At 66.2% G+C, this 20,088-nt stretch carries 15 protein-coding genes; 7 read left to right on the top strand and 8 right to left on the bottom strand.

Features of this window, described 5'->3' with window-relative positions; translation table 11 throughout:
* Position 1: 1 nt before the first annotated feature.
* Positions 2 to 979, top strand: coding sequence for an FAD binding domain-containing protein (locus N2605_RS10550; RefSeq protein ID WP_036006148.1), 978 nt, complete (start codon positions 2 to 4; stop codon positions 977 to 979).
* On the top strand, positions 976 to 3,087 hold the full coding sequence (locus N2605_RS10545; RefSeq protein WP_225146054.1) for a xanthine dehydrogenase family protein molybdopterin-binding subunit: 2,112 nt from the start codon (positions 976 to 978) through the stop codon (positions 3,085 to 3,087). Before N2605_RS10550 ends, N2605_RS10545 begins: the two co-directional genes overlap by 4 nt.
* Before the next feature lie 74 nt (positions 3,088 to 3,161).
* On the opposite strand, the gene N2605_RS10540 is transcribed toward N2605_RS10545, so the two are convergent.
* The 8 genes from N2605_RS10540 to hpaR form a co-directional block, all read right to left on the bottom strand.
* Positions 3,162 to 4,040 carry a transglutaminase family protein gene (locus tag N2605_RS10540; protein WP_225146055.1) on the bottom strand — a complete coding sequence of 293 codons (879 nt, stop codon included), beginning with the start codon at positions 4,038 to 4,040 and terminating at the stop codon, positions 3,162 to 3,164.
* Positions 4,037 to 6,550 carry a circularly permuted type 2 ATP-grasp protein gene (locus N2605_RS10535; protein ID WP_109144443.1) on the bottom strand — a complete coding sequence of 838 codons (2,514 nt, stop codon included), beginning with the start codon at positions 6,548 to 6,550 and terminating at the stop codon, positions 4,037 to 4,039. The genes N2605_RS10540 and N2605_RS10535 overlap by 4 nt, the downstream gene beginning before the upstream one ends.
* A gap of 27 nt (positions 6,551 to 6,577) precedes the next feature.
* Positions 6,578 to 9,847 carry a transglutaminase family protein gene (locus N2605_RS10530; protein WP_225146057.1) on the bottom strand — a complete coding sequence of 1,090 codons (3,270 nt, stop codon included), beginning with the start codon at positions 9,845 to 9,847 and terminating at the stop codon, positions 6,578 to 6,580.
* 292 nt (positions 9,848 to 10,139) lie between these two features.
* Positions 10,140 to 11,444, bottom strand: coding sequence for a methyl-accepting chemotaxis protein (locus N2605_RS10525; RefSeq protein ID WP_225146058.1), 1,305 nt, complete (start codon positions 11,442 to 11,444; stop codon positions 10,140 to 10,142).
* Positions 11,422 to 11,940, bottom strand: coding sequence for a PAS domain-containing protein (locus tag N2605_RS10520; protein WP_036006163.1), 519 nt, complete (start codon positions 11,938 to 11,940; stop codon positions 11,422 to 11,424). The genes N2605_RS10525 and N2605_RS10520 overlap by 23 nt, the downstream gene beginning before the upstream one ends.
* A 244-nt stretch (positions 11,941 to 12,184) precedes the next feature.
* On the bottom strand, positions 12,185 to 13,708 hold the full coding sequence (locus N2605_RS10515; protein WP_225146059.1) for a UxaA family hydrolase: 1,524 nt from the start codon (positions 13,706 to 13,708) through the stop codon (positions 12,185 to 12,187).
* Positions 13,709 to 13,805: 97 nt separating this feature from the next.
* Entirely contained in the window at positions 13,806 to 14,582 is a 777-nt protein-coding gene (locus N2605_RS10510; protein WP_100230151.1) for an HpcH/HpaI aldolase family protein, read from the bottom strand.
* A gap of 116 nt (positions 14,583 to 14,698) precedes the next feature.
* A complete protein-coding gene (hpaR, locus tag N2605_RS10505) occupies positions 14,699 to 15,217 on the bottom strand; it encodes a homoprotocatechuate degradation operon regulator HpaR (RefSeq protein ID WP_057027114.1) in 519 nt (172 codons plus the stop codon).
* A 111-nt stretch (positions 15,218 to 15,328) separates the two neighbouring features.
* Here hpaR and hpaH point away from each other — a divergent pair, with 111 nt between their 5' ends.
* The 5 genes from hpaH to N2605_RS10480 all read left to right on the top strand — a co-directional run bounded on the left by hpaH (position 15,329) and on the right by N2605_RS10480 (position 20,081).
* A complete protein-coding gene (hpaH, locus tag N2605_RS10500; protein ID WP_036006171.1) occupies positions 15,329 to 16,135 on the top strand; it encodes a 2-oxo-hept-4-ene-1,7-dioate hydratase in 807 nt (268 codons plus the stop codon).
* 29 nt (positions 16,136 to 16,164) lie between these two features.
* Entirely contained in the window at positions 16,165 to 16,563 is a 399-nt protein-coding gene (locus tag N2605_RS10495; protein WP_109144448.1) for a 5-carboxymethyl-2-hydroxymuconate Delta-isomerase, read from the top strand.
* Positions 16,556 to 18,094, top strand: a complete 1,539-nt coding sequence (gene hpaE / locus N2605_RS10490; RefSeq protein WP_036023037.1) for a 5-carboxymethyl-2-hydroxymuconate semialdehyde dehydrogenase — start codon at positions 16,556 to 16,558, stop codon at positions 18,092 to 18,094. The genes N2605_RS10495 and hpaE overlap by 8 nt, the downstream gene beginning before the upstream one ends.
* A 134-nt stretch (positions 18,095 to 18,228) precedes the next feature.
* Positions 18,229 to 19,212 (top strand): 3,4-dihydroxyphenylacetate 2,3-dioxygenase, encoded by a 984-nt coding sequence (gene hpaD, locus N2605_RS10485; protein WP_036023035.1) that lies wholly within the window; start codon positions 18,229 to 18,231, stop codon positions 19,210 to 19,212.
* Entirely contained in the window at positions 19,212 to 20,081 is an 870-nt protein-coding gene (locus tag N2605_RS10480; protein ID WP_260346527.1) for a fumarylacetoacetate hydrolase family protein, read from the top strand. The genes hpaD and N2605_RS10480 overlap by 1 nt, the downstream gene beginning before the upstream one ends.
* The last annotated feature ends 7 nt before the right edge of the window (positions 20,082 to 20,088 follow it).

The raw sequence follows: 20,088 nt of genomic DNA, 5'->3' as shown, positions 1-20,088 counted from the left end.
CATGCTCCCGTTCACGATCGAGAAGGTGACCTCCATCGAGGCCGCCGTCGCCGCCGCATCCTCCGGAGGCCGCCTCATCGCCGGCGGCACGACATTGGTCGATCTCATGCGCGACGAGGTGGAGCAGCCACAGCAGCTCGTCGACATCAATGCGCTTCCGCTGTCCGGTATTCGCGTCGACCGGTCCGACCTCGTCATCGGCGCGCTCGCGCGGATGGCCGACATCGCCGCCCATTCCGATGTTCAGCGTCTTTACCCGCTGATCTCCGAGAGCCTGATCGAGGGCGCCTCGCCGCAACTGCGCAACATGGCCTCGATCGGCGGCAACCTGCTCCAGCGCGTGCGCTGCCCCTACTTTCGGATGCTCGACGCATCCTGCAACAAGCGCAGCCCTGGCTCGGGTTGCGCCGCACGCGACGGCCTGAATGCCGGTCACGCCATTCTCGGCACCAGCGATCACTGCGTGGCGACGCACCCCTCGGACGTTGCGGTCGCGCTGGTCGCGCTCGATGCCACTATGCGGGTCAGGGGGCCGAAGGGCGAGCGCACTTTCCCGGTCGAGGAGCTGTTTCGCTTGCCCGGCGACACTCCCCATCTCGAACACACGCTGCTGCCGGGCGAGCTCATCGTTGAAGTGCGGGTCCCCGGGGGGCCTGATAGCCGCCGGGCGCGCTATCTCAAGGTGCGCGACCGCGCGTCCTACGAATTTGCGCTGGTCTCCGCGGCAGCGGCGCTCGACGTCGTGGACGGCGTGATCCGCGGCGCGCGGCTCGCGGTTGGCGGGGTCGGCACCCGACCTTGGCGCATGCGCGCGGTGGAAGCGGCGCTGATCGGCAAGGTACCGGGCCGGCAGGTGTTTGAGGCGGCCGCCCGATCGGCGTTGGAAGGGGCCCGCCCGCTGTCCGGCAATCATTACAAACTCGAACTCCTGCCGCGGACGATCGTCCGCGCCTTCGAAATGACGGGAGGAATTGCATGACCATCAGCGTCATCGGACAGCCGCTGCCCCGCGTGGATGGCCGTGCCAAGGTCACGGGCTCCGCGCGGTACGCGGCCGATTTTAATCAGCCCGGCCAGGCCTATGCCGTGATCGTCAGCGCCACAATAGGGCTTGGACGAGTGACCGGCGTGGACAGCGCGGCGGTCGAGAAGATGCCGGGCGTTCTCGCCGTCCTCTCGCATCTCAACGCGCCACGCCTGGCGTACCGCCCGCACAAGAGCTACATCGATCCGGCGACGGGCGAGCGGCTGCATGTGCTGCAGGACGACCATGTGCGCTTCCACGGACAGCCGGTGGCGCTCGTCGTTGCCGCAACCATTGCGCAGGCGGAGCGCGCCGCCGCGGCGCTGCGCCTCACCTACAAGGCCGAGCGGCCAATCATCGATTCCGCAGGTCCCGAAGCCCGTCCCATCGTGCCCGAGGCTGGCAAACAGCCGGACGCCCGGCTGCCCGCCGACAAGGCGCGCGGAAGTGCGGATAAGGCCCTGGCCGACGCGCCGGTGAAGGTCGATGAGACCTATGACATCGCGCGCGAGAACCACAATCCGATGGAGCCGCATGCGACGATCGCCAGCTGGAACGGCGACCGCCTGACGCTTTGGAGCAAGAGCCAGTTCGTCGTCAACGAGCAGGCCGAGATCGCGGCGATCTTCGGTCTGTCGCCCGAAAAAGTGACGGTCATCTGCCCGTTCATCGGCGGGGCCTTCGGGACCTCGCTCAGAACCTGGCCCCATGTGACGCTCGCGGCCATGGCCGCCCGGCACGTGGGGCGCCCGGTGAAGCTCGTCCTGACGCGTAAGCAGATGTTCTTCACCACCGGACATCGGCCGCGCACGGTGCAGAGGATCGCTCTCGGCGCCACGGCGGACGGAACGCTCATCAGCGTGGTGCACGAAGGCACGGGCGAGACCAGTCGCTACGAAGAATTCATGGAAGCTCTGACCTCGGTCACGACGTTCCTCTACTCCTCGCCCAACGTGCGGACGCGCTACCGTCTGGTCCCGCTCGATACCGGAACGCCAAACCACATGCGTGGCCCTGGCGAGGCCAGCGGCGTTTTCGCGCTCGAATGCGCCATGGACGAGTTGGCTTATAAGCTCCGCCTGGATCCGATCGATCTGCGGCGCCGGAACGAGCCGGAGATCGACGAGGGAGAAAACAAGCCCTTCTCCAGCCGATCGCTGATGAAATGCTACGATCTCGGGGCCGAACGGTTCGGCTGGTCGCGCCGTACGCCCGAACCGCGCTCGATGCGCGACGGCCGCCTGCTGATCGGGATGGGAGTAGCCTCGGCAAGCTATCCGGCCTTTCACGCGCCGGCCACCGCGCGGGCGCGGCTGCTTCGGGACGGGACAGCCGAGGTCGAGATCGCGGCCAGCGACATGGGTCCGGGCACCTATACGTCGATGACGCAGGTCGCCGCCGAGACTCTCGGGCTCCCTGTCGAAAAGGTGCGCTTCAGCCTTGGTCGCTCCGATTATCCGCCTGCCCCATCCCACGGCGGCTCTTGGACCATGGCCTCGGTGGGCTCCGCGATCCGCGCTGCCTGCATCGCCGTGCGAGAACAGGCCGCGAAGAGCCGGAACGATCGGCCGATCGAAGCCACGGCGTCGTCTCAACGGGATCCCGAGGCTGCCGCCAGGTTCTCGATGCACTCGTTCGGCGCCGTCTTCGTCGAGGTCGCCGTCGATCCCGACGTCGGCACGATCCGCGTTCGCCGCGCGGTCGGCGCCTATGGCATCGGCCGCGTCGTCAACCCGCGTCTCGCCCACAGCCAATGCACCGGCGGCATGGTCGGCGGCATCGGTATGGCGCTGATGGAGTGCACCGTTCTCGACGCGCGCGACGGCCGGCCGGTCAACGCTCACATGGCCGACTACCTGATGCCCGTCAACCTGGACATTCCCCAGATCGAAGCGCACTTCGTCGAGGAGGCTGATCCGCACGTCAATGAACTCGGGGTCAAGGGTCTCGGCGAAATCGCCCTGGTCGGTATCGCCCCCGCGATCGCAAACGCCGTCTTTCATGCGACCGGCAAGCGCGTCCGCACCCTGCCGATCCGAATCGAAGACGTGCTGACCGCTTAGCGCTGTAAAGAGGGTGGCATACGCCACTCCTGGGCATGTGGTTGTTCTGCATCGAAGAGGCTGACGTACCCACCCTACTCCACCAGCAGCACGTCGACGGCGACGCCGAGCTTCTGCTTGGGCGAGCCGACGATGATGCCGTCGACCGGCGAGACGTCGGAAAAATCGCGTCCCATTGCGAGCACGATGTGATCGTTGCCGATGAGGAGATCGTTGGTCGGATCGAGATCGACCCAGCCAAGCTCGGCCCCGCACCAGAGCGACACCCAGGCATGGGTGGCGTCGGCCCCTTGCAGCCGCGGCTGGCCCGGCGGCGGAATGGTGCGCAGATAGCCGCTGACATAGGCCGCCGGCAGGCCGAGCCCGCGCAAGCCAGCAATCATGACATGGGCAAAGTCCTGGCAGACGCCGTGACGCTTGTCGAAGACTTCGTCGAGCGGTGTCGAGATCACGGTCGCCTTCGGATCGTAGCGGAATTCGCCGCGGATGCGTCGCATCAGGTCGACGGCGCCGGTGAGGATGCCCACGCCGGGCGGAAAGCTCACCCCGGCGTAGGCGCTGACCGGGCGCAGCACCGGCACCAGGGGGCTGGCAAAGACATAACCGACCGGCGAGGACGGCCCGAGGCTGGTGGCTTCGAACGCGATGTCGCGGACGCTCTCCCAGGGCGGGCTGACCGCATCGCGCGCCGGCGGTCGGCGCGAGATCGAAACCCGCGAGCGCGAGTCGATGCGCAGATTGCGATGCGCGGCTTCGATCGTCACGCTCTCGGTCAGCGTGCCGAAGAAGTCGCGCCGCACATTGCGCTCGGCCGGGCGCGGTTGGATCTCGACCTCGTGCGAGATCAGCTCCTGGCCGACGCCGCTTCTGGGCTCCAGCCGCAGCGTGCAGCGGGCGAAGCTGACGGGATTCTCGTACTCGTAGGTGGTGACGTGGCGGATGTCGTAGATCACGCCAGCCCCGTCAACTTTTCCGGCCGGCTGGCATTGGGACCGTGCGGGAAGTAGTGCTGCCCGATCGCCTCGCCGAGGCTGAGCAGATCCTGCTCCAGGGCGAACAGCGTCTTGACCTCGAGCTTCTCGGCCTCGGCGGTCGCGAGCATCGCCTGCATCGCCACGGCGAGACGCTGCGGTTTCTCGATCAGGCCATGCTCCTTCAGGCTCGGCAGCGCCGCAATGTGCTCGTTCAGCGTCGTCACCTGAAACGCCACCGAACGCGGATTGTAGCCGTCGAGCACCGCGAGGTCGCGCACCGGGGCCAGAATGGGCGCCAGCAGATAACGCGAGCGGTAGGTGATCTGGCAATCCACCAGCGTCAGCAGGATGTCGAGATCCTCGTCGCCGGCCTCGTCATAGGCGAACTGGCGGGTGAAGCGCGTGGTGTTGATGGCGCGCTCGATGCGGCGGCCGATATCGAGAAAGCGCCAGCCCGCGGCGCGATTCATATTCTCCTGCGCGAGCCCTGCGAAGCTCGCCAGCTCCTGCAAGGTCAGCTCGGCGGCGCTCAGCACGCTGTCGTCGTCCTCCACCTCGATGGCGAGGCGCTCGGCCATCTCGGTGATCACCTGCCAGGCATCGGGCGACAGCCGCTCGCGCAAGGAGGTCGCCGTGCGCTGCGCCGCCCTCACCAGCGACAGGGCCGAGCCGAAACGCTCCGCGCCCTGCAGCGCTTCGGCGACGATACGCCCCGCGGCCGTGCGCGAGGATTGCGAGACCGCGCCCCAGGCGACAAGGAGGCGCTGGATGCGTTCGGCCGATTGCACCGAGGCCGCCGTGCCCTTGTTCGGCCCGCTCGGCGAGCCCAAAGCGCGCACCAGCCGCAGCGTCGCCTCGGCGCGCTCGAGATAGCGGCCGAGCCAGAACAGATTGTCGGCGGCGCGGCTCGGCAGCACGCCAGCGATGCGGCGGATGCGCACCTTGTCGGTCGCCGGCAGGAGCGTCGCGGTCGCGACCTGCTTGTCGGAGACGACCCAGACGTCGGCGGCGCGCGCGCCGTCGCCCATCGACACCGCGCGCGCGTCCGGCTGCTCGGCGATGCGGCAGAAGCCGCCGGGCATGATGGCCCAGCCGTCCGGCGTGGCGGCGGCGAACACGCGCAGCACGAAGGGCCGCGGCGTGAGCTGCCCGTGCTCCCACACCGGCATGGTCGAGAGCCGCACCACCTCCTGGCCGACATAGTCCATGCCGCGCGCGCTGATCGCATCGATCAGACGCTGCCGTCCGCTCGCGTCGAGCTCGCTCGCGAGCACCGGACCATTGCTGTCGAAACCGGGAACGCCGCGCCGATAGGCGCCTTCGATCGCGACCTCGTCGAGCCGCGCCAGCACCTCGTCGCGCGCCACGCGCTGGCCGCACCACCAGGTCGCGATGTGCGGCATCTTCAGGTCTTCGCCGAGCAGGCGACGGCTGAGCGCCGGCAGGAAGCCGAGCAGCGCCCGGGCCTCCAAAACGCCCGAGCCCGGCATGTTGGCGACGACGACGCCGTCCTTGCGCAGCACGTCGATCAGGCCGGGCACACCGAGCCGCGAGGAGGCATCGAGCTCGAGCGGGTCGAGCGAGTTGGAATCGACCCGGCGCAACAGCACATCCAGCCGCTTCAGGCCGGCGACGGTGCGGATGTGGACGCGGTCGTCGCTGACCGCGAGATCGTCGCCCTCGACCAGCAGGAAGCCGAGATAGCGCGCTAGCGTCGCGTGCTCGAAATAGGTCTCGCTGAAGCTGCCGGGGGTGAGCACGCCGATCCTGGGCTCGTCGCGATCGGCGCGCGCGCGCAAGCTGTCGCGGAACGCCTCGAAGAACGGCGCGACGCGCGGCACGTTCATCGACTTGTAGAGATCGGAGAAGGCGCGCGACAGCACCAGGCGGTTCTCCAGCGCGTAGCCCGCACCCGATGGCGCCTGGGTGCGGTCGCCGAGCACCCACCAGCGGCCGTCGGGCCCGCGGCCGACATCGGCGGCATAGATCGAGAGATAACGTCCGCCGGGCGGCGGCACGCCGCAGACCGGACGGAGATATTCGGGACTGCCGGCGATCGCCGCGGCCGGGAGCGCGCCTTCGGCCACGAGGCGCCCCTCGCCATAAATGTCGCGCAGCACGCGCTCGAGCAGCTCGGCGCGCTGGGTGATGCCGGCGCAAAGCTGCTGCCAGTCGGCCTCGTCGATCAAAAGCGGCAGATGGCTGATCGACCAGGGCCGGTCGGCGCTATCGCCGGGCGCGCGGTAGGTGACGCCGGCCTCGCGGAGATGGCGATCGGCCATGCCGAAGCGGCGCTCGATCTCGTCGGGCGCCAGCGCGCCGAAGGCGTCGAAGAAGCGGCTCCAGACCGCGCGCGGCGCACCGTCGGGCCCCAGAAACTCGTCGGGGATGCCGGGCAGGCGGCTATAGTCGCGGACCCACTGCGCAATCCGCTGCTGGGCATTTGCCCTGCCCGCCTGGTCGTTGTCTTCGGCTGCGCCCTCGCCCATGGGCCTTTCCCTCCCCCACCATCATACTCATTGCAGGAGCGGGGTCCGCAAGTCGAGGGTCAGCGGAAATTCATTTGTGCGTTCCTCAGGCGGCGGCTGCATCGGACCCGGGGTGTGGCCGTGGTCCTGGAAGCGCGCCAGCCGCCGGGCCTCGGCCTCGTAGGTATTGACCGGCTTGGTGTCGTAGTTGCGCCCGCCAGGATGGGCGACGTGGTAGACGCAGCCGCCGAGCGAGCGGCCGTTCCAGGTATCGATCAGGTCAAAGGTCAGCGGCGCGTGCACGGGGATGGTCGGGTGCAGGCCGGAGGCCGGCTGCCAGGCCTTGAAGCGGACGGCAGCCACAGCCTCGCCGGAGCGGCCGGTCGGGGTCATCGGCAGGCGGCGGCCGTTGCAGGTGACGACGTGGCGGCCCTCGACGAAGCCTTCGGCCTTGACCTGGAGCCGCTCGACCGAGCTATCGACATAGCGCACGGTGCCGCCGGCCGAGCCCTCCTCACCGAGCACGTGCCAGGGCTCCAGCGCCTGCCGCAGCTCCAGCGTCACGCCGCCATGGTGGATGCGGCCGAAAGCGGGAAAGCGGAATTCGAGCTGGGCCAGATACCATTCCGGCTCGAACGGATAGCCCGATTGCTTGAGCTCGCCGAGCACATCGAGAAAATCTTCCCAGATGAAATGCGGCAGCATGAAGCGGTCGTGCAGCGCGGTGCCCCAGCGCACGAACTTGCCGCTCAGCGGCTCACGCCAGAACTTTGCGATCAGCGCGCGGATCAGGAGCTGCTGCGCCAGCGACATGCGTGGATCCGGCGGCATTTCGAGCGCGCGGAATTCGACGAGGCCGAGCCGCCCCGTCGTTCCTTCCGGCGAATAGAGCTTGTCGATGCAGATCTCGGCGCGGTGGGTGTTGCCGGTGATGTCGACCAATAGATGCCGGAACAGCCGGTCCACCAGCCAGAGCGGCGTCTGGTAGCTGGGCGGCGGCACGTGCGAGAGCGCGATCTCGAGCTCGTAGATGCTGTCGTGGCGCGCCTCGTCGATGCGCGGCGCCTGGCTGGTCGGGCCGATAAAAAGACCGGAGAAGAAATAGGACAGCGCCGGATGGCGCTGCCAATACAGCACCAGGCTCTTCAGAAGATCGGGCCGGCGCAGGAACGGCGAGTCCTGCGGTGAGGAGCCGCCGACCACGACGTGATTGCCGCCCCCGGTGCCGGTGTGACGGCCGTCGACCAAGAAACGGTTGGCGCCGAGGCGGACCTTGGCCGCATCCTCGTAGAGGCCGGTGGTGATCTCGACCGCATCGCGCCAGCTCTTGGCCGGCTGGATGTTGATCTCGATGACACCGGGGTCGGGCGTCACCTTGATCACCTCGATGCGCGGGTCGAACGGCGGCGGGTAACCCTCGATATGGACCGGAAGCTGCATCTCCTCGGCGGTGTCTTCCAGCGCCGAGATCAGCTCGAGATAATCCTCGATGCGCTCGACCGGCGGCATGAAGGCGCAGATCAGGCCGTCGCGGATCTCCACGGCCATCGCCGTGCGCACGGGTATAGCGGTGTTGAGATGCTCGGGGGCCGTACGCGGCGGCGATGGCGGACGCGCCATGCGGGTGAACACCGGCAGCCTGCCCCGCGGCTCCATCGGATCCTGCTCGACGATGTAGGGATATTGGTTGGGCGGGACGTGACCGAGCGAGCCGATCGGCAGGCGCAGGCCGAGCGGTGAATCGCCCGGCGTCAGGAACAGATGATTGCGCCGCAGCGGCCAGCGTTCGCTGCGCCAGCGCGGAGGTGCATTCCAGCGCTGGATCGGCAGCACGAAGCCGCGCGGCGTATTCAGGCCCTGGTCGAACACCCGCGCCATGCGTGCGCGCGCTTCGGGATCGGACAGCTTGGAATCGGTGGGATCGACATTGACCGGAAGCTCCGCTTCCTTCTGCAGCCAATAGGCGGGATCCTCATAGGCCGGCATGATGTAGCCGAGGTCGACGCCGAGCCGCGCCGCCGTGCCTTCCATGAAGGCCTCGGCATCCTTGACCTCCGGTCTCCTGGGATTCTCGATCCTGGCGATGAGGTCGGCGTTCTTCCAGATCGGCACGCCGTCCTTGCGCCAATAGAGGCCGAAGGCCCAGCGCGGCAGGCTCTCGCCCGGATACCATTTGCCCTGGCCGTAATGCAGCAGCCCGCCCGGCGCGAAGCGCGTGCGCAGGCGGCGGATCAGATCGTCGCCGAGCGTGCGCTTGGTCGGACCGACGGCCTCCGTGTTCCACTCGCCGGCCTCGAGATCGTCGACCGAGACGAAGGTCGGCTCGCCGCCCATGGTGAGGCGCACGTCCGCGCTGGCGAGATCGCCATCGACCTGCTCGCCGAGATCGTCGAGGCGCGCCCAGGATTCGTCGGAGAACGGCTTTGTGATGCGCGGCGCCTCGCGGATGCGCCTCACGCTCATGTCGAAGGAAAACTCGACCTCGGCAAAGCCGGCCCCACCAGAGATCGGCGCCGCCGAACGGTAGTGCGGCGTGGCTGCGACCGGGATGTGCCCCTCGCCTGCGAGCATGCCCGAGGTCGCGTCGAACCCGATCCAGCCTGCACCCGGCAGATAGACCTCGGCCCAGGCGTGCAGATCGGTAAAATCGTTCTCGACTTCCGGTGGCCCCTCGATCGGATCGATGTCGGGACGGATCTGGACCAGATAGCCCGAGACGAAGCGGGCGGCGAGCCCGAGATGGCGCAAGGTCTGGATCAAGAGCCAGGCGGAGTCGCGGCATGAGCCTGCGCCGGAGACAAGCGTCTCCTCCGGCGTCTGCACGCCCGGCTCCATGCGGATGATGTAGCGGACCTTCTTCTGGATCTCGCGATTGAGGTCGACCAGGAGATTGACGGTGTTCGGGGCCTCGTGCGGGATGGTGTCGAGGAACTTGGCGAACAGGCGATCGGGCTTGATGGTCTCGAGATAAGGCGCGAGCTCCGTCTTCAGATCCTTGGGATAGTCGAACGGAAAGCTGTCGGCATACGGCTCGACGAAGAAGTCGAACGGGTTGACCACCGTCATCTGCGCCGTGAAGTCGACCTCGAATTTCAGCTCGGTGGTCTTCTCCGGAAAGACGTAGCGCGCCAGCCAGTTGCCCTGCGGGTCCTGCTGCCAGTTCACGAAATGATTGGAAGGCGTGACCTTGAGCGAATAGCTCAGGATCGGCGTGCGCGTATGCGGCGCCGGCCGCAGCCGTATCGTCTGCGGGCCAAGGTCGATCGGGCGGTCGTATTTGTAGTGCGTGACGTGGTGTAGCGCGACGTAGATCGACACGGGATGCGGTGCTCCAGCAGCTTTTTTGAGCAGAACACCTGAGGTCAGCGCGATCAAGCACTAACAACGGGCACGGGGTGCCTAGGTAAGATGCGGAGCGGGTGATGGTGGTTGTTATTGGGCCGCGCCGGCGAGGCTCTTCCCTTCTCCCCTTATGGGAGAAGGTGGCGCGAAGCGCCGGATGAGGGGTCTCTCTCAACCCGCAAAACCGCTCGTGAGGATAGAGACCCCTCACCCGGCTTCGCTTTCAGCGAAGCCACCCTCTCCCACAAGGGGAGAGGGTTTGAAAGCCCTACGCCGCCGAGGTCAGCCTTTGCAGGAATTGGGTCACTTCGCGGCGGAGCGTCTCGACTTCGCCGTGGACGCGTTCGGAGGCGTGGTTGACGCGTGCAGCGACGCGGCCGGTGTCGGCGGCGGCCTCGCTGATGCCCGTCACGTTGGAGGAGACCTGCGAGGTGCCGGCGGAGGCTTCGTGAACGTTGCGGGCGATCTCGCGCGTCGCCGCGCCCTGCTGCTCGATCGAGGCGGCAATCGAGGCAGTGATGCCGTTGATCTCGGCGATGGTCTGCGCGATCGCCTCGACGGCCGCGACCGAATTGGTGGTCGATTGCTGCATCTCGCCAACCTTGGCGCTGATCTCTTCGGTCGCCTTGGCGGTCTGGTTGGCGAGGCTCTTGACCTCTGAGGCGACCACCGCGAAGCCGCGGCCGGCGTCCCCTGCCCGCGCCGCCTCGATGGTGGCGTTGAGCGCGAGCAGGTTGGTCTGCGAGGCGATCTCGCTGATCAGCTTGACGACGTCGCCGATCTGCATCGCGGCGTCCGCAAGGCTCCGGATCTCGCTGCCGGCGCGATTGGCTTCGTTCACCGCCCGTCCCGTGCTCGCGGTCGAGCCGGCCACTTGGCGATTGATCTCGGCGATCGACGATGCGAGCTGCTCGGCGGCGCTGGCGACAGTGGCGACGTTGCGCGAGGCCTGGTCGGACGCGGAGAGCACGCCGGAGGTTTGCAGGCTGGTCTTCTCCGCCGCCGCCGCCATCTGGCCGGCATCTGATTCGAGATCGGTCGCGGCGCCCATCAGCGTGCCCGCAACCTGATCGAGATGCGTGCCGAACTGCCGCGCGAGGCCGGCGATCTCCTCGACGCGGCGGCCGAGACTGTCGGTGCCGGCATTGATGACGGTCGCCGAGCGGCGGAACGAGCCGGGCAATCCGCGCGCCAGGATCTTGCGGAAATACTTGCCGCGGCTGGCATACTCCATCGATGCCGAAGCTTCCCGCTGGAACGCATCGGTAATGTCGAGCATGTCGTTGACTGATCTCTGGATGGCGCCGATGCGCCCGGCCTGCCGCTCACTGAGGATGCGCGCCTCGAGATCGCCGCCCGCCGCCTTGCGGCACACAGCGGCGACCTCGTCGACGGCAACCGCGGTGCGGTGCTGGCACCAGACGACATAGCCGGAGAGCGCGATCGTCGCGCCGAGAGAAGCGGCACTCGCGATCCCGGTCATGCCGAGAAGCGAGAGAACGAACGCAAGGACGGCAAGACCACACGCGAGCGCGGTTGCTCCCTGCGCCTTAGAGAGAGAGCACAAATTCATCGTAACCGACACCCTGTTGCTTGAGCAGGCCGACCATCGCCTCGAAGCTCGCCTGCATGCCCTCCTTGGCGTTGGCATGCCGCGCCTCCTCAGTGCACAGCGTCTTGTAGATCGGCTTGATGCGCTCGATCTGCGCGGGATCCGGCTTGCGACGGTTGGAGTGATAGCCGACGATGTTGCCGCGCTCGTCGAATGTCGGCGTGACGTGGGCGAATACCCAATAGTGACTGCCGTCCTTCGCCAGGTTGACGACGTAGGCGAAGATCTCCTGCTTGGACTGCAGCGTGTCCCAGAGCAGCTTGAAGACGGCGCGCGGCATGTCGGGATGGCGGATCAGGCTGTGGGGCGCGCCCATCAGCTCCTTCCACGAGTACTTCGCCATGCGGATGAAGACGTCGTTGGCGTAGGTGATGCGGCCTTTGAGATCGGTCTTCGATACGATCAGCTCCTCCTCACCGAGGAGATTTTCCACCCCAGTGGGACGTATCGCTTGCATCGGCTCGATCCTCAAATCACGCCGGCCCCACCACGCTGTGAAGCCGCATCGCCTCCTGTCTACGGCAACAGTGTTAACCAGATGTAAGCCGGGAACTTCTCACGGGAGGCGCCCACCTCCGTATCATTACTTAGCGAACGGCCGTTGCATTTCGGATCGCCACACGCGTCCCAATTCCGGTTGCGATCATCGGATACCGGCGGCGCTTGATTGGGTTGCGCGGCGATGCTCGCGCGACGCGCGACTACATCGTCGCGCCGAGCACCCAGGGCGCGAACTCGGCGCCGCCGAAATCGAAGCTCTCGCTCTTGGTCGGCTGGCCCGAGGCGGTCTTGAGGATGAGATCGAAGATGCGCTGGCCGCATTGTTCGACGCTCTCCTCGCCTTCGAGGATGGTGCCGCAATTGACGTCCATGTCCTCTTCCATGCGCCTGTACATGGGCGTGTTGGTGGCGAGCTTGATCGACGGCGCCGGCTTGCAGCCGAACACACTGCCGCGGCCCGTGGTGAAGCAGACGAGGTTGGCACCTCCTGCGACCTGCCCGGTCGCGGCCACGGGGTCGTAGCCGGGCGTGTCCATGAACACGAACCCCTTCTTGGTGACGGGCTCGGCGTAGCGCAGCACCTCGACGAGATTGGTGGTGCCGGCCTTCGCCATCGCGCCGAGCGACTTCTCCAGAATGGTGGTAAGGCCGCCGGCCTTGTTGCCGGGGCTCGGATTGGCGTTCATCTCGGCGCCTTCGCGCGCGGTGTACTCATCCCACCAGCGCATCAGGTCGACCAGCTTCTCGCCGACCTCGCGGCTGACGGCGCGGCGCGTCAAGAGATGCTCGGCGCCGTAGGTCTCCGGCGTCTCCGACAGGATCACGGTGCCACCGTGACGCACGATGAGGTCGCTGGCTGCGCCGAGCGCAGGATTGGCCGATACGCCGGAATAGCCGTCCGAGCCGCCACATTGCAGCGCCACGGTGAGCTCGCTCGCCGGCACCGTCTCGCGCTGGACCTTGTTGGCGTCAGTCAGCGCCTCGCGCACGAAGGCGATGCCGGCTTCGACCGTCTTGCGGGTGCCGCCGACCTCTTGGATGTCCATCGCGCGCAGGCGGCCGGCAAGCTTCTGCTCTTCCATCAGGCCGCCGATCTGGTTCACCTCGCAGCCGAGACCGAGCACGATGACGTGGGAGAAATTGACGTGCCGGGCATAGCCGCCGAGGGTGCGGCGGAGCAATGCAAGCGGCTCGTTCTGCGTCATGCCGCAGCCGGTCTTGTGGGTCAGCGCGACCACGCCGTCGACGTTGGGGAAATCGGCGAGCGGATTGTCGCCGGTGAAGGGATTCTTCTTGAAGACGTCGGCGACGAGGCTCGCGACATGCGCGCTGCAATTCACCGAGGTGAGGATGCCGATATAATTGCGCGTCGCGACGCGGCCGTCCGGACGGCGGATGCCTTCGAAGGTCGCCGGCAGGTCGAAGTTCGGCGTGGGCTTGACGTCGGCGCAATAGGCATAGTCCTTGGCGAAATCACCCATTCCGCAATTCTGCACGTGCACGTGCTGGCCCGGCGCAATCGCTTGCGTGGCAAAGCCGATGATCTGACCGTAGCGCCTGATCGGCTCGCCTTCGGCGATCGGCTTGATCGCGACCTTGTGGCCGGAGGGAATGCGATCGACCGCGGTCACGCCGTCGGCCACCAATGTGCCCGGCGGCAAGCTCGCGCGCGCGATCACCACACCATCATCGGGATGCAGGCGGATGACGGGGCTGATGGTCATGGCGGGTCTCCTTTGGAGGCGAATAGCGAATGGCGAGTGGCGAATGGAAAAGGGAGTAGCCCTATTCGCTACTCCCCATTCGCCATCCGCGAGTTTCTCAGGCCTTGCCGCCCGATTCCTTGCGGGTGGCGTTCACCTGCATCTTGGCGTAGGTCGTCATCAGGCCGACTTCATTGGACAGCGTCACCAGCTTGAAGCCCATGTTGATCGCGCGCGCCGCGCCTTCGGCGCCGCTGCAATGGATGCCCGGGTTGAGGCCGCGCTTGCCGCACTCCTTGATGATCTTCTCGTAGATCGCGAGAATCTCGGGCTCGCTGCGGTCGAGCTTGGGCTCGAGGCCATAGGAGAAGCCGAGATCGGACGGGCCGATATAGACGCCGTCGATGCCTTCGACGTCGAGGATCGCTTCCATATTCTCGACGGCGGTCCGCGTCTCCATCATCGGCAGCAGCACGATCTCGTCGTTGGCCGTCTTCTGATAGGAGCCGGCGGTGCCGTACATGCCGGCGCGGATCGGGCCGTTGGAGCGCACGCCCTTGGGCGGATATTTCGAATAGGAGACCAGGTTCCGGGCTTCCTGCGGCGTGTTGACCATCGGGCAAATCACGCCATAGGCGCCGCCATCGAGCACCTTGCCGATGATGCCGGGCTCATTCCAGGGCACGCGGACCATCGGGGTGACCGGATGCTTGTCCATGGCCTGGAAGCACTGCACCATCGAGAGATAGTCCTGCACGCCATGCTGCATGTCGACCGTGACGCTGTCGAAGCCGCATTGCGCGATCATCTCGGCCGAGAAGCCGGAGGGAATGGCAAGCCACGCGTTGACGACCGCCTTGCCCGACTTCCAGATCTCTTTGACTTTATTGGCCACGTTGCCTTTCCTTCCCTGTTGCTCTCACTTCGCCGCGGATCGGGTTGGGCCGCACTTTGAGCGAAAAAAAGCGTCAATGTCCATGGCTCTCGCCGCGCACGCACGCATATCAGGGTTCATCCCTCCGCGAGGGTATCATCGGTGCTGCCGAGCCCCGCAAGGCTCCGTTCGAGTTCGCCGAGCATCTCCTGCAATTCGGCGAGCTTGCGGGCGCCGAAACGCCGCGTGATCTCGGCATAGATCGCCTCCGACGTCGGCGCGACCGAGGCCATCAGCTTCAGCCCCTCCTTCGAGATCGAGACCATGCTGCGGCGCTGGTCCGCTTTCGCCGTCTTGCGCTCGATCAGGCTGCGCGCCTCGAGGTCGCGCAGGATGCGCGACAGGCTCGGCCCGAGCAGGAACGCGGTGCGCGCGAGTTCCGTTACCTCGACCGCCTCGATCGCCGCCAGCGCCCGCAGGATGCGCCATTGCTGCTCGGTCAGGCCGTGCTCGCGCAGCGAGGGACGAAACTGCCGCATCACAGCTTCCCGGGCCCGCAGCAGCGACATCGGCAGCGAACGCGAGAAATCGCGCATCGGCACCTGGCGCGTAGCAGGCGGGTGACCGTTGACGGGATCGGCGGATTTCTTCGTCATGACGCCCTTTCAAGCCGCAAAACGTTTGCAGTGCAGCAAGCCGAATTTGTGTTTGACGCATTCACTTAACATGTTAAGTATCTCGCGGCACCACGATTTGTAAGATCACAAATGGCGCTTTCCAACGACGATATCCAAGCTTGTGCGAGGCGTCTGCACCAGGCGGAGAAGACCCGCACGCAGATCCGGCAGCTCTCGCAGGACTTCCCGGACATCAGCATCGCGGAGGCCTACGCGATTCAGAAGGCCTGGGTGGACGTCAAGATCGCCGAGGGGCGCGTGGTCAAAGGCCACAAGATCGGCCTGACCTCGAAGGCGATGCAGAGCGCGCTTGGCATCGACGAGCCGGATTCCGGCGTGCTGCTCGACGACATGTTCTTCGCCGATGGAGGTTTGGTGCCGACCGAGCGCTTCATCGCGACGCGCGTCGAGGCCGAGCTCGCCTTCGTCATGAGCAAGCGCCTTTCTGGGCCCGACTGCACGCTATTCGACGTGCTCAACGCCACCGACTTCGTGGTGCCGGCGCTGGAGATTTTGGATACACGGATCGAGCGCGTCGATCCCAAGACCAAGGCGACGCGAAAGATCTTCGACACCATCGCCGACAATGCGGCGAATGCCGGCATCGTGCTCGGGGGGCGGCCGATCCGCCCGCTGGATGCTGACCTGCGCTGGATCGGAGCGCTGTGCTTCAAGAACGGCCAGCTGGAAGAGACCGGCCTTGCCGCCGGCGTGCTCAACCATCCCGCGACTGCCGTCGCCTGGCTCGCCAACAAGATCGCCCCGCTTGGGCTGGCGCTCGAGCCGGGCCAGGTCGTGCTCGCCGGCTCGTTCATCCGTCCGATCGAGACCCGCAAGGGCGACACAATCCAGGCCGATTATGGCGCCTATGGCTCGGTGAGCTGCTACTTCGCGTAGAACGAACGAAGACAGGGAGTGAAACCGCGATGCCGCATTTCACCATCGAATATTCGGCCAATCTCGACGGCCACCTCGACATCGCCGCGGTGTGCGAGGTCGTGCGCAAGGCAGCTAGCGAGTCCGGTATCTTCCCGCTCGGCGGCATCCGCGTTCGTGCCATCCGCTGCGAGCACTATGCGATTGCGGATGCAAAGCAGGATTACGGCTTTCTCGACATGGTGCTGCGCATCGGCGAGGGCCGCGACCTGCCTACCCGCCAGAAGGCCGGCGAGCACGTCTTCCAGGCGCTCTCGAGACATCTCGATCCCGTCTTCGCCGCCAGCAAGTTCGCCCTGTCGTTCGACATGCAGATCAACGACAAGGACACCAGCTGGAAGCGCAACAACATTCACGACGCCCTGAAAGCGGAGGCCGCTCATGGATAAGCCCACGCCGAAAGCCGATCTGTTCCAGGCCAACCGTGACCGCCTCGCGCCGCTTTTGAAGACTCTACGCGCGGACGGCATTGGCCACATGATCGACGGCAAGACCGTCGCCTCGATCTCCGGCGAGACGTTCGAGACCAGGTCGCCGGTCGATGGTGCCGTGCTCGCCAGTGTCGCGCGGGGCAAGGCCGAGGATATCGACGCGGCGGCGACTGCGGCTGCGCTCGCCTTCAAGTCCTGGCGCGACATGGGTCCGGCCATGCGGAAGAAGCTGCTGCATCGGGTGGCCGACGCCATCGAGGACAACGCCGACGACATCGCCGTGCTCGAATGCATCGACACCGGCCAGGCCTATCGCTTCATGGCCAAGGCCGCGATCCGCGCCGCCGAGAATTTCCGCTTCTTCGCCGACAAATGCGCTGAGGCGCGCGACGGCCTCAACACGCCGAGCGACGAGCATTGGAACGTCTCCACGCGGGTGCCGATCGGCCCGGTCGGCGTGATCACGCCATGGAATACGCCATTCATGCTCTCGACCTGGAAAATCGCCCCGGCGCTTGCGGCCGGCTGCACGGTCGTGCACAAGCCGGCCGAATGGTCGCCGGTGACGGCCTCCATTCTCGCCAGGCTCGTCAAGGAAGCCGGCGTCCCCGACGGCGTGCTCAACACCGTGCACGGTTTCGGCGAGGAAGCGGGCAAGGCGCTGACCGAGCATCCCGCCATCAAGGCAATCGGCTTCGTCGGCGAGAGCGCGACCGGCTCGGCCATCATGATGCAGGGCGCGCCCACGCTGAAACGCGTGCATTTCGAGCTCGGCGGCAAGAACCCGGTGATCGTGTTCGACGACGCCGATCTCGACCGCGCGCTCGATGCCGTCGTGTTCATGATCTACTCGCTCAACGGCGAGCGCTGCACCTCTTCCAGCCGCCTGCTGATCCAACAGAGCATCGCGAAAGAATTCGTGGAGAAGCTGACGGCGCGGGTGAAGGCGCTCAAGGTCGGCCATCCCCTCGATCCCGCCACCGAGATCGGGCCGCTGATCCATGAGCGGCATCTAGCAAAGGTCTGCTCGTATTTCGACGTGGCGCGCCAGGACGGCGCGACGATCGCGGTCGGCGGCAAGGCCTATGACGGGCCCGGCGGCGGGCATTATGTCGAGCCGACACTGGTGACCGGGGCGCACGGCAAGATGCGGGTGGCGCAGGAGGAGGTGTTCGGGCCGTTCCTCACCGTGCTGCCGTTCCGCGACGAGGCGGACGCGGTCGAGATCGCCAACGACATCCGTTACGGTCTGACCGGCTATGTCTGGACCAATGACATGGGACGCGCGCTGCGCGTTGCCGATGCGCTGGAGGCCGGCATGATCTGGCTGAACTCGGAGAATGTCCGCCACCTGCCGACGCCGTTCGGCGGCATGAAGGCTTCAGGCATCGGGCGCGACGGCGGCGATTATTCGTTCGACTTCTACATGGAAACCAAGCACGTCTCGCTGGCGCGGGGCACGCACAAGATTCAGAAGCTGGGAATTTAGCGGCGGTGTCATTCCGGGGCGGCTCGAAGAGCCGAACCCGGAATCCATCGAGCAGCAGAGTTGGTGGATGAATGGATTCCGGGTTCGTGCTTCGCACGCCCCGGAATGACGAAGCCGAGAGAGGGGAAACGCACATGCCGGTACCGCAACACGTCTTCGAGCCGCCGTTCAACATCATTCGCTCGAGCCACGTCGTGCTCGACGTCACCGATTTGAAGCTGAGCCGCGAGTTCTACGAAAGCATGGTCGGCCTGCATGTCGAGGACGCGGACGACGAGGTCGTGTACCTGCGCGCGGCCGAGGAGCACCAGCATCACTCCCTGGTGCTACGGAAAGCCGCCGCGCCGGCTTGCGCCCGGCTCGGCTTCAAGGTCGGCAACGACAAAGATCTCGACAAGGCCGCCGCGTTCCTGTCCGAGAACGGCCTCGCCTACGCCTTCGTCGACCAACCGTTCCAGGGCCGCACGCTGCAATTCACCGATCCCTTTGGCTTTAGAATCGAGCTCTACGCGGCGATGGAGCGGCGGCCGCATCTCTTGCGCCGCTACGACCTCTATCGGGGCTGCCACCCGCAGCGGCTCGACCATTTCAACGTCTTCGCCGCCGAAGTGCAGGACACCATGGAATTCTACGCCCGGCTCGGCTTTCGCCTCACCGAATATGCCGAGGAGGACGGGCCGGACGGGCGCATCGCCGCGGCCTGGATGCATCGCAAGGGCAATGTCCACGATTTCGCCATCACCAACGGCAAGGGTCCGCGGCTGCACCATTTCGCCTATTGGACGCCGACGGCGATGAACATCATCCATCTCTGCGACGTCATGGCTTCGCGGGGCTTCGTGAAGAACATCGAACGCGGTCCGGGACGCCACGGCATCTCGAACGCGTTCTTCCTCTATGTGCGCGATCCCGACGGACACCGCCTCGAGCTCTACACCAGCGATTATTTCACCGGGGACCACGACCACGAGCCGCTGCGCTGGTCGCTGCGCGATCCGCGCCGTCAGACGCTGTGGGGCGCCCCTGCCCCGCGTTCCTGGTTCGAGCAGGGCTCGCCGTTCACGGGGCAGGCCGTGCGCGAGCCGAAATTCGTGGCCGATGTGCTGGTGGCGGATTGATGAAGCTGCCTCGTCTCGCCACCTATTCCGTCAAGGGTGATGTCAGCTATGGCGCCGTCCTGGAGGGCGGCATCGTCGATCTCTCCGCGCGTCACGCCAGAGACTATCCCACGCTGCGCGAGGTGATCGCTGCGGGCAAGCTGATCAGCTTTGCCGAAGAGGCCGCCGGCCGCAAACCGGATCACGCGCTCACTGAGATCACCTGGCTGCCGCCGGTCCCGGCGCCGGAGAAGATCATCTGCATCGGCGTCAACTATCCCGACCGCAATGCCGAGTACAAGGACGGCCAGGAGGCGCCGAAATATCCGAGCATGTTCATGCGCTCGCCCCGCTCCTTCGTCGGCCACGACACGCCGCTGGTGCGCCCGCGCGCCTCCGCGCAGCTCGACTATGAGGGCGAGATCGTGCTGGTGATTGGCAAGCCAGGCCGGCATATCCCCGAAAGCACAGCGCTCGATCACATCGCGGCGCTGACACTGTGCAACGAGGGCTCGGTGCGCGACTGGCTGCGCCACGCCAAGTTCAACGTGACGCAAGGCAAGAACTTCGATTCCAGCGGCAGCCTCGGCCCGTGGCTCGTGCCCTACACGCGGGAATCGCAGGTCGCCGACATCAGGCTCACCACGCATGTCAACGGCGAGCTCAGACAGGATGATCGCACCAACCGGCTGATGTTTTCGTTCCGCTATCTCCTGAACTATATCTCGACCTTCGCAACCCTCGTCCCCGGCGATATCATCGTCACGGGCACGCCGACCGGCGCGGGTGCGCGGTTCGATCCGCCGCGATATCTGAAGCCCGGCGACATCGTCGAGGTCGAGGCCGAGGGGATCGGACGCTTGCGCAACGGCGTGGTCGACGAAGCCTGAACAACAA

Origin of the sequence: Bradyrhizobium yuanmingense, from assembly GCF_025200905.1 — a bacterium.
Classification (GTDB): Bacteria; Pseudomonadota; Alphaproteobacteria; order Rhizobiales; family Xanthobacteraceae; genus Bradyrhizobium; species Bradyrhizobium yuanmingense.
This window is presented reverse-complemented; position numbering and strand designations above follow the sequence as displayed.

Excerpts from the sequence above, each read along its gene's own strand:
- N2605_RS10515 (WP_225146059.1), bottom strand. The coding sequence starts at position 13,708 with ATGACCATCAGCCCCGTCATCCGCCTGCATCCCGATGATGGTGTGGTG.
- N2605_RS10545 (WP_225146054.1), top strand. The coding sequence starts at position 976 with ATGACCATCAGCGTCATCGGACAGCCGCTGCCCCGCGTGGATGGCCGT.
- hpaE (WP_036023037.1), top strand. The coding sequence starts at position 16,556 with ATGGATAAGCCCACGCCGAAAGCCGATCTGTTCCAGGCCAACCGTGAC.
- hpaH (WP_036006171.1), top strand. The coding sequence starts at position 15,329 with ATGGCGCTTTCCAACGACGATATCCAAGCTTGTGCGAGGCGTCTGCAC.
- N2605_RS10480 (WP_260346527.1), top strand. The coding sequence starts at position 19,212 with ATGAAGCTGCCTCGTCTCGCCACCTATTCCGTCAAGGGTGATGTCAGC.
- hpaD (WP_036023035.1), top strand. The coding sequence starts at position 18,229 with ATGCCGGTACCGCAACACGTCTTCGAGCCGCCGTTCAACATCATTCGC.
- hpaR (WP_057027114.1), bottom strand. The coding sequence starts at position 15,217 with ATGACGAAGAAATCCGCCGATCCCGTCAACGGTCACCCGCCTGCTACG.
- N2605_RS10525 (WP_225146058.1), bottom strand. The coding sequence starts at position 11,444 with ATGAATTTGTGCTCTCTCTCTAAGGCGCAGGGAGCAACCGCGCTCGCG.
- N2605_RS10520 (WP_036006163.1), bottom strand. The coding sequence starts at position 11,940 with ATGCAAGCGATACGTCCCACTGGGGTGGAAAATCTCCTCGGTGAGGAG.
- N2605_RS10495 (WP_109144448.1), top strand. The coding sequence starts at position 16,165 with ATGCCGCATTTCACCATCGAATATTCGGCCAATCTCGACGGCCACCTC.
- N2605_RS10550 (WP_036006148.1), top strand. The coding sequence starts at position 2 with ATGCTCCCGTTCACGATCGAGAAGGTGACCTCCATCGAGGCCGCCGTC.
- N2605_RS10535 (WP_109144443.1), bottom strand. The coding sequence starts at position 6,550 with ATGGGCGAGGGCGCAGCCGAAGACAACGACCAGGCGGGCAGGGCAAAT.